This is a genomic window from Brevundimonas olei, assembly GCF_037055245.1.
Classification (GTDB): Bacteria; Pseudomonadota; Alphaproteobacteria; order Caulobacterales; family Caulobacteraceae; genus Brevundimonas; species Brevundimonas olei.
Window position 1 is genome coordinate 2,422,909 of record NZ_CP146369.1, and the last position, 16,989, is coordinate 2,439,897.

Genomic DNA, 16,989 nt, shown 5'->3' on the forward strand with positions numbered 1-16,989 from the left:
GCGACGATCCGGTGCCCTTCCCTCTCCATGCGGAGCATTCAACGACGGCGGCGGCGACGACCGGCGCGTATCACACGACGCGCGGGTGAAGGTCCTTGCGTCGAAGGCGGTCGACATCACCCCGATGACTCGTTTGACGGACTCAAAAACGGAAACAGTTTCGTTTTCTTCTTGCGGCAAGAGGAACCTTATGAAAACCTCCGGCTGGGCGAACACTCACGAGCGTTCTGGAGGGGACATCATGAAAATGCGCATCTGGCTGCCGGTCGCGGCGATACTGTTTCTGAGCGCCTGCGGGTCGAAACCGACCGAGAAGGGCACGGACCTCGCGAAGGCGAACACAACCTATCAGAACGAACTGATGGAGCTGTTGATGGACGCCAAGCCGGGCGCGGTGATCGAAATCCCCGCCGGCGTCTTCGCCATCGACACCGAGTTGAGCCTGGTGGTCGACGGGGTGACCATTCGCGGCCAGGGCATGGACAAGACCATCCTGAACTTCCGCAACCAGGCGGCCGGCGCTCAGGGCCTGCTGGTCACCGCCAGCAATTTCACCATTGAAAACCTGGCGATCGAGGACACCAAGGGCGACGCCATCAAGATCAACAAGGGCGAAAACATCATCGTCCGCAAGGTCCGCACGGAATGGACCCAGGGACCCAAGACGGAAAACGGCGCCTACGGCATCTACCCCGTCCAGACCAAGAACGTCCTGATCGAAGACAGCGTGGCGATCGGCGCCTCCGACGCCGGCATCTATGTCGGCCAGTCGCAGAATGTGGTGGTCCGCCGCAACCGGGCGGAGTTCAACGTCGCCGGCATCGAGATCGAGAACTGCATCGACGCCGACGTCTATGAAAACCTGGCTACCAACAACACCGGCGGCATCCTTGTCTTCAACATGCCTCAGCTTCAGCAGGCCGGCTATCGGACGCGCGTCTACAACAACCGCGCCGTCGCCAACAACACGCGCAACTTCGGCCACGCGGGCACCCCGGTCGCCAGCGTGCCCGCGGGCACGGGCGTGATCGTCAACTCCAACGATCAGGTCGAGATCTTCGACAACGACATCGCCGACAACAAGACGGCCAACATCATCATCTCGGCCCTGTTCTCCGCCGGCTATTCCGACAGCGCCATGAGCGGCGACTTCGACCCCTATCCCGAGGCCATCCTGATCAAGGACAACCGCTTCAGCGGCGGCGGCAACGCGCCCGACGGCATGGAATTCCAGGCCCTGCGCATCGCCAAATTCGGTCCGACCGGCCGTTTCCCCGACATCCTGTGGGACGGCTACGTCAATCCCAAGCGGCTGGTGAACGGCCAGTTGCCGGCGGAGCTGCGCATCTGCATCGACAACGGCGACGCCGGGATTCTGAACGTCGACGGGCCGAACAAATACGCCAATCCGAACACCGACATGACGCCGCATCGGTGCACCCTGCCCCGCCTCTCGCCCGTCGTCCTGCCCGCAGCCTGACACGGCCCATGACCCCGCTTCGTCTGCTCGCGCTCGGCCTGCTGCTCCTGATCGGAGCGGCAGGCTGCTCCAAGCCTTCCGCCCCGGCCCAGCCTCTGGCCGAACCGACCTACTTCGACAGCGAAAACCCCAAGTCGCTCCGGGAATGGGGCATGGTCCAGACGTCGGACGGCGCTCTGATCCTGGGCGCGCGCGTGACGCCCTATGACCTGACCACGCCGCTGTTCACCGACTATGCGCAGAAGCTGCGGACCATCTGGATGCCGCCCGGCGTCGCGGCCGACTATACGGTGGACGGCCCCCTGGCCTTCCCGGTCGGCACGGTCATCACCAAGACCTTCTTCTACCAGACCGGCGCCAAGGGCCGGGTGCTGCAACAGGCGGACCCGGCGCAATTCCATGCCGGCGACGGCCTGAAGCTCAATCAGGTCCGCATGATCGAGACCCGCCTGCTGATCCGCAGGGCCGAGGGGTGGACCGCCCTGACCTATCTGTGGAACGACGCCCAAACCGACGCCGTGCTGCATCGCATCGGCGCCGTCGTGCCCCTGACCATGGTCCGTCAGGACGGCAAGGACGGAGCCTTCTCCTACATCGTTCCCAACGCCACCCAGTGCTCCGCCTGCCATGCGACCAACGTCGCCACCCGCGAAATCCAGCCGATCGGCCCCAAGGCGCGTCTGCTCAACCGCGATTTCGCCTATTCGGACGGGTCGGAGAACCAGCTGAGCCGCCTCACCGCCATGGGCTATCTGAAGGGCGTCGCCGATCCGGGTCAGGCGCCGCTTCAGGTGTCCTGGACGGACGCCGCCGCGCCGACCGAGGCGCGCGCCAGGGCCTATCTCGACGTCAACTGCGGCCATTGCCACAACCCCAAGGGGGCCGCCGCCACCTCAGGGCTCTACCTGGACGCGGCCTCGCCGCTGTCAGGGTCCGCCGGCCTGTGCAAACTGCCCGTCGCGGCGGGCGCGGGCACGGGGAACCTGCGCTTCGACATCGTGCCGGGCAAGGCGGACGAATCCATCATCGCCTACCGCATGGGCTCGACCCATCCGGCCGTCATGATGCCCGAGATCGGCCGCTCGACCCGCCATGACGAAGGCGTGGCCCTGATCCGGTCCTGGATCGATTCATTGGAGGGATCATGTCGTTAGACGCGGCCCAGACCCCTGACCCTCAGATCGCCGCGATCATGGAGCGCCAGCGCGCCGCCTTCGACAGCGGCCTGACACGCGACCTGGCCTGGCGTCGCGCCCAGCTCGCCGCTCTCGAACGGATGATGGTCGAGAACGAGGCGGAGATCGCCGCTGCGCTGAAAGCTGATCTGGGCAAGCCGTTCGCCGAGGCCTGCACCGCCGAGATCGATCTGGTCTCCAGCGAGGCGGCGCTCGCGCGCAAACAGGTCGCCCGCTGGAGCCGCCCCCAGCGGACCAGCACCCCCCTGGCGATCCAGCCCGGAAAGAGCTTCATCGAGTCGGCGCCCTACGGCGTGACCCTGATCATCGGGGCGTGGAACTATCCCTTCCAGCTGGTTCTGGCCCCCCTGGTCGGCGCCATCGCGGCGGGCAACTGCGCCGTCATCAAGCCTTCGGAGATGGCGGTCCAGTCCTCGGCCCTGCTGAAACGACTGGTCGAACGCTATCTGGACCCGCGCGCCTTCGCCGTGGTCGAAGGGGACGCGGCCGTCTCCAAGGCCCTGCTGGACCAGCGGTTCGACCTGATCTTCTACACCGGCGGCGAACGGGTCGGCCGGATCGTGATGGCGGCGGCGGCCCGTCATCTGACCCCGGTCGTGCTGGAGCTGGGCGGCCAGAACCCCTGCATCGTCGATGAAACCGCCGACCTGGCGGTAGCCGCCCGGCGCATTGTCTGGGGCCGCTTCCTGAACGCAGGCCAGATCTGCGTGGCGCCGGATCACGTCTATGTCGCCGCCTCGGTCGAGGCCCGGCTGTTGGACGAACTGAAGCACGCGGTCACGACCATGTTCGGCCTCGACCCTCGGCAAAGCCCCGACTACGGCCGCATCATCAATCCGCGCCACGCCGCGCGCCTGCAGAGGCTGCTGGCCGACGGCCGCGCCGTTACGGGCGGCCAGGCCGATGTCGACGGCTGCTATGTCGCGCCCACCATCCTGACGGATGTCGCGGCCGATGCGCCAGTGATGGCCGAGGAGATCTTCGGCCCGATCCTGCCGGTCCTGCCCTATCAGACGCTGGACGAACCCCTGGCGGCCATCAACGCCCGCGCGCCCGCGCTGGCGCTCTACGCCTTCACCCGGAACAAGACGACGGCTGACCGGATCATCGCCTCGACGCGATCCGGCTCGGCGACCGTCAACGACGCCGTGATCTTCATGGCCAATCCGAACCTGCCGTTCGGCGGCGTGGGGGCCAGCGGCATGGGCGCCTACCACGGACGCTACAGCTTCGAGGCCTTCAGCCACCGGCGCGCCGTGTTGAGGCGCGGCTTCGCCCTGGACGCCAGCATCCGCTATCCGCCCTTCACCAAGGGCAAGCTGGCCCTGTTCCGGCGCCTGGCCTGAGCCGTCGGCCCGGATCAGTCCTGCAGATAGGCCGAGAGATAGCGCTCCAGCGCCACGGTCGCCTCTTCGAACAGGCGGTCGGTCCATTCCGACTGGGCCTCGCCGCTGGTCAGGGTTTCGAACGAGGTGAAGATTTCAGTCGCCATGCGGGCGACGGCCAGGGGCGCGCCGTCATGGAAGCCGTCCAGCCCCTGCTCCCATCGCGCCGCAAGATAGGCCGCGATCTGGGCGTTGGCCTGTTCCTTGACGATGCGCAGTTCGCGCGTCGTCAGCATCAGATGGAACAGGGGGCGATAGGCGGGGTCCTCGTCCAACGTCTTGCGCAGGGCCAGCATGACCTGCAGATGGCGCTCGCGCCACGACGTGAACCGAGGGTTCTCCATGATCTCGGCGATGCGAGCGTGCAGTTGCGCCACCAGAGTCTCGAACAACTCCTTGTAGATGGCGAAGACGTTCGGGAAATAGCGATAGATCGAACTGACCGGCACATTGGCTTCAGCCGCAATGGCGCTGGTGGTGATCGTATCGACGGAGGTCGAGGCCAGGAGCTTCTCGGTCGCCGCCAACACGCGAGTGATCCGATCGCGCGCACGTTGCTGCATCGGCGCGGTGCGCCGTTCCAGCGTGGTGATGATTTCTTGCGACGCGCGCGAGGTCACTGCCGCCCTCCATTCCAATCCGCAGGCCGTCTAACACGACTGGACGCCTTTCTGTAAGCCACATCGGCGCGCAGCCCCTTGTCAAACGGAATAATATTCTGTTTCGTAAAGTTTGAGAAAACGGGGCTTTGGGAGGGGCTGCGATGATCAGGATGGAGCACTGTCTGAAGGCGACGCTTGCGGGGAGCGTGGCGCTCGCCGCCCTGGCGACGTCGGGTCTGGCCAGAGCGCAGGAGGTTAGAGCGCAGGAGGCCACGACGCTTGATGACGTCGTCGTCACCGCGCAACGGCGCGAACAAAGCCTGCAGGAAGTGCCGATCACCGTCAGCGTCGTCACGGCCAGGACCCTGGAGTCGCTGGCGGCGGACGATATGGGCGACATCTCGGCCTTCGTGCCCGGCCTGTCCGTATCGAACACCAGCCCGACGCAGGCGAACTACAGCATTCGCGGGGTCTCGACGTCGGACTTCGGCGTCGGCACCGACCCGGCGGTGGGCGTCTATGTCGACGGCGTCTATGCGGCGCGCTCGGGCGCCGGCCTGCTGGCGTTCAGCGACGTCGCCCGGATCGAGGTGCTGAAAGGGCCGCAGGGCACCCTGTTCGGCCGCAACAGCGCCGCGGGCGCCGTGTCCATCACCACCAACAAGCCCAGCGACGAATTCGAGGCGCGCCTCGGCGTCCGGCTGGGCGATTACGACAAGCGCCGCTTCGAGGGCCTGGTCAACCTGCCGATCAACGACGTCCTGGCGCTGCGGGTCAATGCGCTGGTGAACCGTCGCGACGGCTGGCTCATCGATGACGTCACCGGCCAGGACTATGACCGCGAGGACAATTGGGCCGCCCGCGCGGCCCTGCGCTGGGACGTCGGCCCCCAGACGCAGATGATCCTCAGCTGGACCCATGACGAAATCGATCAGGACGCTCGCCCGGCGATCGGCGTCGCCCCCCTGCCCGCAGCGCCCGGCCTGCCGGCCTTCCCGCCCGATCCGGCGGATTACCTCGATCCGTTCAAGGCCAAGATCCGCAACGACGTCATCGACAATCACGAGACGCGTCGCCTGGACGAAGGCACGCTGACCATCACCCACGCCTTCGGCGACATCGACTTCACCTCCCTGACCTCGGCCCGCCGCTTCAGCACCGAGAACCGCGAGGACGAGGACGGCACCAACCGGCCGGACCTGTATTTCGACACCAACAACCGCGAAAAGAACCGGTCCTGGTACCAGGAATTCCGTTTCGCCGGCGAACACGGCGCGTTCAACTGGATCGCCGGCGCCAGCTACTACAGCGAACACGCCGAACAGCGCAGCGACACCTACGCCACCACCGACAGCATCAACACCATCCTGACCAATGCGGCCGGGCAGCCGCTGTTCACGCTGGCCGACATGATTCTGGACATGGCCGGCATCCCCGCCAGCACGCTGGGCCACAGTTGGCAGGAGGACATGATCAACGAGGGTGATTTCGACGCGACCGCCCTCTTCGCCGACGTCATCTGGGCCGCCAACGACCGCCTGAACCTTACGTTCGGCCTGCGCTATACCCGCGACAAGAAGACGTTCCAGTGGCTGAACGGCCCGCGCGTCGCGCCCGAACTGGACGCCGTGCTCAACGACCCCACGATCAACTTCGTGCTGGATACCTATATGGGACCGGCGCTGGGCTATCTGTATTCCGACTTCGTCTTCGACCTGTCCGGCCTGGCCGGGGTCGAGTGCGACAACGGCGTCACCGTGCAGGAAGGCGTGGCCTGCAAGCTGTCCGATTCCTGGTCCGACCTCAGCCCGCGCTTCGTCGCCGACTATCACCTGACCGACAACGCCATGGTCTTCTTCTCCTACGCCAAGGGCTACAAGGCCGGGGGCTTCAACAGCGTCGAGGTCGCCTCGCGTTTCGACAATGAGGATGTTCAGAATTTCGAGATCGGGCTGAAGAGCAGCCTGGGCCCCAACGCCCGCCTCAACATCTCGGCCTTCCAGTATGACTACGACGGCAAGCAGTCGATCCGGCTGGTCACCCCGGCAGGGTCCAGCGTGCCGCAGTATCTGGTCGAGACCAGCGACGACACCGCCTGGGGCGTCGACATGCAGTTGGATGTCCAGCCCCTGGACGGTCTGAACCTGTTCGCCAACGCCCAGTACATCGACGCCACCTACAAGCGAAAGATGACCGACGACGGCGATCTGGCCGGGCAGCCGACCGGCGAGCCGCTGTGGTCGGCGGCGGCGGGCGCCTCCTATCGGCGGGACCTCGGCGCCGCCGGCTCGCTCGACATGCAGCTGATCCACGCCTATCGCGGCGAAGGCCGGTGCAACAAGACGTCCACGGGCCAGGGCTCTTGCCTTCAGACCCCCTGGTTCGATCCATCCGAGGCGCAGAACCGGACGGACGTTCGTCTCTACTGGCGCAACGCAAACGAGCGCTATCAGGTCGGTTTCTACGTCAACAACCTGTTCGACAACCAGTATGTGACGGGCGTGAACAACATCACCGCCACCACCTTGGGCACTCCGTTCGTGAACATCACCGAACCCAGAATGTGGGGCGTCGATTTGACCTACACCTACTGACGGGTCTCGCCTGGGGCGGCGCAAAGGCGGTCCCAGGCGGCGCCTCGGCAGGCGCGGCCGCACCACCAAAACAGTCAATTAAACTGACAAATAACGTTAGTAAATTTGACAACCTAGAAAACTGCTGCGCCAATCCCTCTGTCTCGCATTCAGAACGAGAACAAGGAGAGGGATGGAATGAAATTCTCACGCTGGCTGTATTGCGGCGCGGCCTTGGCCGCCATCGGCGCGTCGCCCGTTATGGCTCAGGAGACGGCGGGTTCGGAAGGTCCCGCCGCCGCGGTGGAAGACATCGTCGTCACCGCCCAACGCCGGGAACAACGGCTGCAGGACGTGCCCCTGGCGGTCAGCGCCTTCAGCATGGAATCGCTTGAGGACGGCAAGGTCGAGAGCCTGCTGAACCTGGACGGCAAGGTGCCCAACGTGGTCCTGGCCCCGGTCGGCGCCTATCCCTTCGCCAGCGCCTTCTATATCCGCGGCCTCGGCTACGCCGACGTCGAATCCAGCTTCGAGCCGTCGGTCGGCGTGGAGCTGGACGGCGTCTATCTGTCGCGCAACGTCGGCGCGGTGCAGGACTTCTTCGACATCGGCGGCGTGACCATACTGCGCGGGCCGCAGGGAACCCTATACGGCCGCAACACCATCGGCGGCGTGGTCAGCGTCCAGTCGCGACGCCCCTCCTTCGACTTCGGCGCCCGCGCCCAGGCGACGTTCGGCTCCAACGGCCGCCAGGAACTGCGCGCCGGCGTGGAAGGCGCCCTGATCGAGGATCAACTGGCCGGGAAATTCTCGTTCCTGACCAAGACCTACGACGGCTACATCAAGAATTACGACGGCCGCGACATGGGCGCCCAGGACGTCACCTCGATGCGCGGCGCCCTGTTGTGGACCCCGACGGCGAGCTTCGACGCCACTCTGATCGTCGACTACACCAAGGACAAGGGCACCGGCACGGCGTTCGAGAACGCCAGCCTGCCGTCCATGGTCCTGCCGGGGTTCGGCGAGCCGGCCGATACGGACGGCGATCCCTTCCTCAGCCACGTCGGCGACGACATCTTCTCGGACCTGGAGGCCCTGGGCGTCACCCTGAACGCCAACTGGGACCTCGGCCCGGTCAAGCTGACCTCCATCACCGGCTACCGCAAGACCGACACCGAGGTGCTGAGCGACTTCGACGGCACGCCTACGCCGTTCATGACCGTCCACCGCGACGAGACGCACGACCAGTTCAGCCAGGAACTGCGCCTCGCGTCCAACACCGACGGCCCCCTGACCTATGTGGTCGGCGCCTATTACATGACCCAGGAATACGACATCGCCACGGGTCAGTTCGGCACGGTGTTCGGTTCGCCGACCGCCGGATCGACCATCTACACCCAGCAGAAGGCCGATTCCTGGGCCGTGTTCGGCCAGGCCGACTATGAGGTTCTGCCCGGCCTGACCGTGACGGCCGGCGGCCGCTACAGCAAGGAAGAGAAGACCTTCACCACCCAGCCGCTGTTCTATCCGAACGCGGAGACGTTCGAAGCCAGCTTCGACGACTTCTCGCCCAAGGTCGGCGTCAGCTACAAGTGGTCCGACACCCTGATGACCTACGCCCAGTACTCGCGCGGCTTCCGCGCAGGGGGATTCAACGGTCGCGCCGGGTCCTTCCTGGCCGTCGGTCCCTATGACTCCGAAACGGTCGACTCCTACGAAGTCGGCGTGAAGAGCGACCTGTTCGACCGCCGTCTGCGCCTGAACGCCGCCGTCTTCACCAGCGACTACCAGGACATGCAGCAAAGCGTGCAGCAGTTGATCCCCGGCACGCTGATCAACCAGACGCTGGTCGCCAATGTGGGCGCGGCCACCATCTCGGGCTTCGAGGCCGAGGCCACGGCGCTGTTGACCGACGTCTTCACCATCTCGGCCAGCGTCGGCTATCTGGACGCCAGCTATGATGAGTTCATGGCCGATCTGGGCGACGGTCTGGGCGTCATCGACCGCACCTATCTGCCGATGCCCTACGCTCCCAAATGGAGCAACAGCGTCACCTTCAACTACAAGGACGACTTCGACTTCGGCCGGGTCACGGCTCAGGCCAGCGTGCGGCACATGACCGACATGTACACCAGCTTCAGCACCCTGAACGCCACCACCGACCTGACCATGCGTCAGTCGAACACCGTGGTGGACGGCAGCGTGTCGCTGGAATTGCCGGACGGCCGCTGGCGCGTCAGCCTGTGGGGCAAGAACCTGACGGACGAACTGGTGATCAACAACACCTTCGGCGTCGGCAACCTGCTGGCCTCGCGAGTCTATCAGCCGCCGCGCGAGATCGGCGTCGATCTCAGCCTGACGTTCTGATCATCGGGGGCCGACGTCGCCAAGGCGTCGGCCCCTTCGACCTCAACTTCGTCCTTCGAGCCGCCATGACTTCCTCCTCCGAACTGATCGGACGGGCGCACGATCTGCTGCCCACGCTCAAGGCCCGCGCGGCCGAGACCGAGGCCCTGCGCCGTCCGCACGACGACACCATTCGCGACCTGATCGATGCAGGCATCGTGCAGATGCTGGTCCCCAAGCGCTGGGGCGGCGCCGAATCCGATCTGAAGACGGTTTATGAAGTCGTCGACGTCCTGGCGCAGGGCTGCATCTCGACCGCCTGGATCGCCTCCTTCTACATCGGCCACAACCTTTACGCCGCCAAGCTGACGCCCCAGGCGCAGGATGAGCTGTTCGGGCCGCGCGGCTTCGTCCTGCTGCCGGCCGCCACCGCTCCGACCATGAAGGCCGAGCCCGTCGAGGGCGGCTGGATCATCTCCGGCCGCGCGCCCTGGGGTTCGGGCGTGATGCACGCCGACTGGGTCATGGTCTCTGGCATGACGCATGAGAAGACGCCGCGCAGCTTCGTCATGCCGGTCGCGGACGTCACCGTCGTGGACACCTGGCGCTTCACGGGCATGGCCGGGACGGGCTCCAACGACATCGTCGCCGAAAACGTCTTCGTGCCCGACCACCGCTCCATCGACGGCGTCGCCCTGCGCAAGGGGGCGACGGATGGCACGGCGCTTTACGACAATCCGCTGTACGCCATCCCCCTGGTGCCCATGTCCTACACGACGATCGTTCCGGTGCTGACCGGCGGGCTGAAAGGCGCTCTGAGCGCCTTTGAAGCCATCGTCGACCGGCGCGTGCGCAACTTCTCGGGCGACGTGGTCAAGGATCAGCAGCACGCCCACATCGTCATGGGCGAGATGCAGATCGCAACGCGCGCCGTCGATGTGCTGGGCCGCGCCCACATCGACCGCACCGAGGCCCTGGTGCAGACCGGATTCACGACCGAGGATCGGATCGCCCTCAAGGGATCGGCCGCCTATCTGGCGCGCACGGGTCGGGAGGTCATGCAGGCGATGATGGCCGGCGCCGGCTCGTCCAACTATCACCACGACCAGCCGATCCAGCGTTTCTGGAGAGATCTGGCGACGGTCACCTCCCACGCCTTCTGGGACTGGGACATCGCCCGCGAACAGGTCGGGCGGCGTCATTTCGGCCTGCCGATCAGCCACCCGATCGTCTGACCTGGAGCCGCCCCCGATGACCGCACCCGACGATGACCGCATCCTCGCCCTGGCCGATCGTTTCATCGCGGCCATCCGGGCCGGCGATATCGAGGCGGTGAAGGCCTGCTATCATTCCGAAGCCGAAGTCTGGCTGAACACCGCAGGCGTCGCTGTGAACCGCGAGGCCAATCTGGCCGTCCTCGCCGCCTTCGCCGCCAAGACTTCAGAGCGTCGTTATGAGGACCGCCGCGTCTGCATCCTGCCCGGCGGCCCGAACCGCCCAGGCGGTTATGTGCAGCAGCACGTGCTGCACGCCACGCACAAGGCGGGACCGGTTCTCGTCCTGCCCGCCGTTCTGGTCTGCCAGATTCAAGACGACCGCATCATCCGGCTGGAGGAGTATTTCGACTCAGCCCCGCTTATCGCCTGGCGCGCCCAGGCCGACGCGGCCGCCGCCTGATGCGCCCGCCCCCCTTCCCGCCCCAGTATCCAGGAGTTCGCGGATGACCACCGCCCCGCCCCCTTCCGCCGCGTCGCCCGCCGTCTCCGCGCGTCCGCGTTACGCCATCTATGTCGTCCTCGTGCTGATGGTCGCCTACATGCTGTCCTTCATGGACCGGGTGCTGATCAGCCTGATGATCGACCCGATCCGCAGCGAACTGGGCCTGGGCGACACCCAGGTCGGCCTGCTGGTCGGTTTCGGCTTCGTGCTGCTGTATTCGATCATGGGCGTGCCGTTCGGCTCGATCGCCGACAACGGCAACCGTCGGAACTTGATGGTCGGCGGCGTCCTGGGCTGGAGCGCGGCCACCGCCCTCAGCGGCTTCGCCGGCGGCTTTCTCAGCCTTCTGGCCGCCCGCGCCATGGTCGGCATCGGCGAAGCCACCCTGTCTCCCGCCGCCTATTCCACCATCGCCGACCGTTTCGAGAAGCGAAAGCTGGGCTTCGCCGTCAGCCTCTACAACATGGGGGTCTCGCTAGGCGGAGGCGCGGCCATGCTGTTCGGGGGCGTGCTGGTCGCCTGGGCGATGGCCACGGTCATCCCCATGCCCTGGGGCGAACTGACAGGCTGGCGCCTGGCCTTCGTCGCCGTGGGCCTGCTGGGCGTTCCCCTGGCCGTCGTCATGCTGCTGACCGTGCGGGAGGCGCCGCGCCGTCAGGGCGCCGCCAAGGCTCCGCCGCTGAGCGCCCTGTGGGCCCTAGCGATGAGGCACAAGGCCGCTTTCGGCGCGGTGGTCATCGGCTACTCCATCATCGTCATCGCCGCCTATGGCGCCATGCTGTGGGCGCCCGTCCACTTCGCGCGCGCCCATGGCATGAGCCCGGCCCAACTCGGCCTGGCCTTCGGCGTCATCATCGGCCTGTTCGGCACCATCGGCCTGGCGGTCGGCGGCCTGCTCTCCGACCGCTCGGCCAAGCGCGGCCATCCGGACGCCCCGGTGCGTGTGGTCGTGGCCTCGGCCATCATCCAGTTCCCCCTGATGATCGGCGCCTATCTGGTCAGCGACACGACCGTCGCCCTGATCCTGGCGGCCGCGGGCATGGCCACGGTCTCGACCATCGGCGGGCTGCAGGCCGGCACGCTGCAGATCCTGACGCCCGCCACCATGCGCGGGCGAATGACCGCCATCTATCTGCTGGTGGCCAACATGGCCGGCATGGGTCTGGGCCCGCTGCTCACCGGCTTCGTCAGCGAGCACCTGTTCGACGGGCCGACCAGCCTGGGCAAGGCCCTGGCCCTGGTGACGGCCCTGTCGCTGACGATCGGGATCTGCCTGCTGCTGCTTGCCCGCAAGGCCATCATCGCCGCCGTACAGGACAACGACCGCGCCGAGGCGGAGGCGGTCTGAGGCTCCGGCCTATCCGGCCGATGGAAAACCCCCGCCGGGTCGTCCCGGCGGGGGTTTCGTCTTCAAGCGCCGGGAACCGATTCAGGACATGGCGGAGTCTTCACGCACCGCCGACAACATCCTGTCGCCGAACAACACGGACCACTGCTCGGCCGTCAGCGTCATGTGACGCGCCGCGGCGGGATGATCGGCGGCGACCGCGCCCGCGGTCTTCACGGCGTCACGGGCGCCGACCCGGTCGAACCAGGCCTTGAGACGAGGCCATTCGGCGATGTCCATGTCGATGGCGCGGCTGGCGCGCACCCAGGGCCAGCAGGCCATGTCGGCGATCGAGTATTCCTCGGCCAGATAGTCCGCCTGCGTCAGCCGGGTCTCCAGCACGTCGAACAGGCGTCGCGCCTCGCGCGTGTAACGCTGGACCGGATAGGCGTCCGGCTGGGGGCAATAGCGCAGGAAGTGGTGCGCCTGGCCATGCTGCGGCCCCAGGCTGGCCATCTGCCACATCAACCAGGTGACCGCCGTATGCCGCAGACGCGGCGCGTCAGGCAGAAACCGCCCGGACTTCTCGGCCAGATACAGAAGAATGGCGCCCGACTCGAACAGGGCCAGCGGCTCGCCGCCTCCGATCGGCATGTGATCCACAAGGGCCGGCAGGCGACGGTTGGGGTTGATGGCGCCGAACTCGGAAGTCAGGTGCCGTCCTTCGAACAGGTTGTACTGGACGACGCGGTGCTCCAGCCCCGTCTCGGCGAGCATGATCGCCACCTTGTGCCCATTGGGCGTGTCGCAGCCGTGCAGATCGATCAAGACCAGCCTCCGTGAGTTTAGGGAGAGGACGGCGCCGCCCGTCAGCCTGACGCCGCGCCCTTCCAGTATTCGTCCCGGATCAAGCGTTTGTAGAGCTTGCCCGTGTCATGACGGGGCAGTTCGCGCATGAAGTCGAACTGACGCGGCAGCTTGACGCCCGACAGCGACTGGCGCGCCCAGGCCGACAGCTCGGCGGCGAACTCAGGCGTGGCGTCCGCCCAGTCGGCGGGCTGGATCACCGCCACCACCCGTTCGCCCATCTCGGGACAAGGCGCGCCGATGACGGCGGCGTCGGCCACCCCGGGATGCTGGATCAGCAGGTTCTCGATCTCCTGCGGATAGATGTTCACCCCGCCCGAGATGATCATGAAGCTCTTGCGGTCCGTCAGAAACAGATAGCCGTCCTCGTCCAGCCGCCCCACGTCGCCCAGGGTCGTCCAGCCGCGCGCGTCATAGGCGGTGGCCGTCTTGTCCGGGTCGTTGTGGTATTCGAACGGGTGGTCGCCCTCGAAATAGATGTTGCCAACCTCGCCGGGCGGCAGTTCATTCCCCTCGTCGTCGCAGATATGGACGACGCAGAAGTTCGCCTTGCCTACCGACCCAGGCTTCTTCAGCCACTCCTGCGAGTTGATGATGGTCATGCCGTTGCCTTCGGTCCCGGCGTAGTATTCCACCAGGATCGGGCCGAACCAGTCGATCATCGCCTGCTTGACCGGCACGGGGCACGGGGCCGAGGCGTGGATGGCCAGCTTCAGCGTCGAGACGTCGTATTTCGCGCGCACATCGTCCGGCAGCTTCAACATGCGGATGAAGTGGGTCGGCACCCATTGGCTGTGGGTCACGCCGTGGCGATCGATGGCGGCCAGGGCCAGTTCGGCGTCGAACTTCTCCATCAACACGACCGTGCCGCCCAGGTGCTGGACCGCCATCGACCAGCGCAGCGGCGCAGCGTGATACAGGGGCGCCGGGCACAGATAGACGCTGGTCTCGTCCACGCCGAACCGGGTCCTGGCCACCACGGTCGTCATGGGCATGGCGGTGATGTCGCCGTCGGCGGGCAATTCCGGCCGGATGCCCTTGGGCCGTCCCGTCGTGCCCGAGGAATAGAGCATCTCGCCGCCCGCCACCTCATCGGCGATGCGGGTCGAAGGCTGGCCCGCGACCTCGTCCTCCCAGACGCGAAAACCCGTCATGGCCCCGCCCAGCGAGAACAGCGCCAGATCGGACAGGCTGGTCGGCAGCGCGGCGGTGTTCGGCAGGTCGGCGCCGGCGATCAGCACCTTGGCCCCGCAGTCGCGGGCGATGTAGTCGATCTCGGCCAGAGTCAGGCGGGACGACAGGGCGACGAAGTAGAGTCCCGAACGCTGGGCCGCCCAGGCCAGGGCGAAATAGTCCGGCGTATTGCCGAGACAGACGGCCACGGCGTCGCCGGGCCGGAGCCCCAGCGATCGCAGCAGATGCGCCGCCCGGTTGGAGGCGTCCTCCATCTGACGGAAGGTCGTGACGGCCCCGGTCTGCGCCATGATGACGGCGGGCTTATCGGGCGTGGCGGCGGCGAAATGGCTGGGGTGCATGATGTGGCTCAGAAAGCGCGGGCGGCGTCGTCCGCCTGGATGTCGAAGCTGCGGACATAGGCCTCGCGCGCTTCCGCTCCCGGCTGGGTCGTCGCGGGCACGACCAGGGCGCGGATGTCACGGATGCCGATGGTCTCGAAGATGTGCTTCAGATAGGGCAACTGGAAGTCGACATAGTCGCCGGCCATCGTCGACGACCGCGTCAGGATCATCTGCATGGGCCGGTTTCGCAGCAGCCCGACATGACGCATCTCGTCGGCCTTGTAGCCGAAGGTCACGCGCGGCTGGACGATGATGTCGAGGTAGAGCTTCAGCGCCCAGGGAATGCTGTAGTTCCACATGGGGCAGGACAGCAGGATGCGGTCGGCGCGATCCAGCCGCGCCACGGCGTCGGTGACGATCCGCCAGGCGTCTTCGGCCTCGGACGAGACCTCCTCGCCGAAGATGGGCGCGAACTTGCGAAAGGCGTGTTCGGCCTCGAAGCGCGGCAGGTCTTCTTCGAACAGGGCCAGGGTGTCGATCTCTTCATCCGGGTTCTGTTCCCGCCAGGTCGCGATGAAGCGATCCGCCAACGACCGCGACGCCGACCTTTCCCCCTTCGGGCTGGCCACGATATGAAGCAGCATGATGTCTCCCGATGCGTCGGCTGCAGCCGATCTCTCGCTCATCTGGCCAAGAGTTTTGTCAATTTATTTGGCAATCACAAGCCCTGGAGCCGCCGTTGACTTTCGATCGTCACCCCGCCAGTGATTGTAAGATTAATTGACGTTATGGAGAATGCCCTCGTGACCAGCCAACCGGTGAACGGCCCTCTGCACGGGCTGAAGGTCGTCGAGATGGGCCAACTGATCGCCGGTCCCTTCTGCGGCCAGTTGCTGGGCGACATGGGCGCCGAGGTGATCAAGCTGGAAGCGCCGGGCGTCGGCGACCCGATGCGGCACTGGGGCCAGGGGGAGACGCCGACCTGGTGGCGCGTCATCGCGCGCAACAAATACTCCGTCGCGGTCGACCTGCGTGCGGCCGAGGGCCAGCAGACGGCGCGCGACCTGATCGCCCAGGCCGATATCCTGATCGAGAACTTCCGCCCCGGCACGCTGGAGAAATGGGGCCTGGCCCCGGCCGATCTGATGAAGGCCAACCCACGTCTGATCGTGGTGCGGGTTTCGGGCTACGGCCAGAGCGGCCCCTATTCCTCGCGCGCCGGCTTCGGCGGCATCGGCGAGGCCATGGGCGGCTGGCGCGGCATCGTCGGCGAACCGGATCGCGCCCCGTCGCGCATGGGGGTGTCGATCGGCGACACCCTGGCCGCCACCTACGGCTGCATGGGCGCCCTGGCGGCGCTGCAGCACCGCGAGCGCACCGGCCAGGGCCAGATGGTCGACAGCTCCCTGTACGAAAGCGTGCTGCAGGTCATGGAGAGCATGATCCCGGAATACGCCGTCAACGGGCACAAACGCACGCGCACCGGCTCGGTCCTGCCCAAGATCGCGCCGTCGAACGTCTATCCCTGCGCCGACGGCGAATATCTGATCGGCGCCAATCAGGACGCGGTCTTCGCCCGCCTGTGCGACGCCATGGGCCGCCCTGAACTGGCGACCGACGCCCGCTACGCCACTCATCTGGCGCGCGGCGAGCATCAGAGCGAGCTGGACGCCCTGATCGGCAGGTGGACCGCGACCCTGACGGTGCAGGCCCTGGAAGACCTGATGATCGAACACGCCGTTCCGGCCGGCCGCGTCTTCGACGCCGAAGACATGATGGCCGATCCACATTTCGCGGCGCGTCAGGCCATCATCGAGGTCGAGGACCCGATCCTGGGCAAGGTGCCGATGCAGGGCGTCTTCCCCAAGCTGTCGGCCACGCCGGGTTCCGTGCGCCGCCCCGCCCCGCTGGAGGTCGGTCAGGACACGGCGGATGTCCTTCAACGCTGGCTGGGGCGTTGATCCTGAAACGCTAGCA

General features: G+C 66.4%; 13 protein-coding genes. 9 read left to right on the forward strand and 4 right to left on the reverse strand.

Annotated elements, in window-relative coordinates; translation table 11 throughout:
• Window positions 1-241 precede the first annotated feature (241 nt).
• The 3 genes from V8J38_RS11730 to V8J38_RS11740 are packed head-to-tail and all read left to right on the forward strand — an operon-like array spanning window position 242 to window position 4,022.
• Complete coding sequence (locus V8J38_RS11730; RefSeq protein WP_338575886.1) at window positions 242-1,480, forward strand: parallel beta-helix domain-containing protein; 1,239 nt, start codon at window positions 242-244, stop codon at window positions 1,478-1,480.
• 8 nt (window positions 1,481-1,488) lie between these two features.
• Window positions 1,489-2,634: an SO2930 family diheme c-type cytochrome gene (locus V8J38_RS11735; RefSeq protein WP_338575888.1), complete on the forward strand. Its 1,146-nt coding sequence runs from the start codon at window positions 1,489-1,491 to the stop codon at window positions 2,632-2,634.
• Window positions 2,625-4,022 carry an aldehyde dehydrogenase family protein gene (locus V8J38_RS11740; RefSeq protein ID WP_338575890.1) on the forward strand — a complete coding sequence of 466 codons (1,398 nt, stop codon included), beginning with the start codon at window positions 2,625-2,627 and terminating at the stop codon, window positions 4,020-4,022. Before V8J38_RS11735 ends, V8J38_RS11740 begins: the two co-directional genes overlap by 10 nt.
• Window positions 4,023-4,036: 14 nt before the next feature.
• Here the strand turns inward: V8J38_RS11740 and V8J38_RS11745 are convergent, their stop codons facing one another.
• On the reverse strand, window positions 4,037-4,681 hold the full coding sequence (locus V8J38_RS11745; protein WP_338575892.1) for a TetR/AcrR family transcriptional regulator: 645 nt from the start codon (window positions 4,679-4,681) through the stop codon (window positions 4,037-4,039).
• A 143-nt stretch (window positions 4,682-4,824) separates the two neighbouring features.
• Between V8J38_RS11745 and V8J38_RS11750 the strand changes: the two genes are divergently transcribed.
• The 5 genes from V8J38_RS11750 (at window position 4,825) to V8J38_RS11770 (ending at window position 12,649) form a co-directional block, all read left to right on the forward strand.
• On the forward strand, window positions 4,825-7,257 hold the full coding sequence (locus V8J38_RS11750; RefSeq protein ID WP_338575894.1) for a TonB-dependent receptor: 2,433 nt from the start codon (window positions 4,825-4,827) through the stop codon (window positions 7,255-7,257).
• A 177-nt stretch (window positions 7,258-7,434) separates the two neighbouring features.
• Window positions 7,435-9,603: a TonB-dependent receptor gene (locus tag V8J38_RS11755; protein ID WP_338575895.1), complete on the forward strand. Its 2,169-nt coding sequence runs from the start codon at window positions 7,435-7,437 to the stop codon at window positions 9,601-9,603.
• 65 nt (window positions 9,604-9,668) lie between these two features.
• Window positions 9,669-10,817 carry a hypothetical protein gene (locus V8J38_RS11760; protein ID WP_338575897.1) on the forward strand — a complete coding sequence of 383 codons (1,149 nt, stop codon included), beginning with the start codon at window positions 9,669-9,671 and terminating at the stop codon, window positions 10,815-10,817.
• A 16-nt stretch (window positions 10,818-10,833) separates the two neighbouring features.
• The gene (locus V8J38_RS11765; RefSeq protein ID WP_338575899.1) at window positions 10,834-11,259 is read left to right on the forward strand and encodes a nuclear transport factor 2 family protein; all 426 of its coding nucleotides are present in this window, start codon (window positions 10,834-10,836) and stop codon (window positions 11,257-11,259) included.
• Between the two features lie 43 nt (window positions 11,260-11,302).
• On the forward strand, window positions 11,303-12,649 hold the full coding sequence (locus V8J38_RS11770; protein ID WP_291781676.1) for a spinster family MFS transporter: 1,347 nt from the start codon (window positions 11,303-11,305) through the stop codon (window positions 12,647-12,649).
• 81 nt (window positions 12,650-12,730) lie between these two features.
• Here the strand turns inward: V8J38_RS11770 and V8J38_RS11775 are convergent, their stop codons facing one another.
• From V8J38_RS11775 to V8J38_RS11785, 3 genes are read right to left on the reverse strand one after another with little or no spacing between them, the layout of a single operon-like run.
• Window positions 12,731-13,456: a glutathione S-transferase C-terminal domain-containing protein gene (locus tag V8J38_RS11775; RefSeq protein ID WP_291781673.1), complete on the reverse strand. Its 726-nt coding sequence runs from the start codon at window positions 13,454-13,456 to the stop codon at window positions 12,731-12,733.
• Between the two features lie 41 nt (window positions 13,457-13,497).
• Window positions 13,498-15,030: an acyl-CoA synthetase gene (locus V8J38_RS11780; RefSeq protein WP_338575902.1), complete on the reverse strand. Its 1,533-nt coding sequence runs from the start codon at window positions 15,028-15,030 to the stop codon at window positions 13,498-13,500.
• 8 nt (window positions 15,031-15,038) lie between these two features.
• The gene (locus V8J38_RS11785) at window positions 15,039-15,656 is read right to left on the reverse strand and encodes an FMN-dependent NADH-azoreductase (protein ID WP_338575903.1); all 618 of its coding nucleotides are present in this window, start codon (window positions 15,654-15,656) and stop codon (window positions 15,039-15,041) included.
• A 159-nt stretch (window positions 15,657-15,815) separates the two neighbouring features.
• On the opposite strand from V8J38_RS11785, the gene V8J38_RS11790 reads away from it, so the two are divergent.
• Window positions 15,816-16,973: a CoA transferase gene (locus tag V8J38_RS11790; RefSeq protein WP_338575905.1), complete on the forward strand. Its 1,158-nt coding sequence runs from the start codon at window positions 15,816-15,818 to the stop codon at window positions 16,971-16,973.
• Window positions 16,974-16,989: the final 16 nt, after the last annotated feature.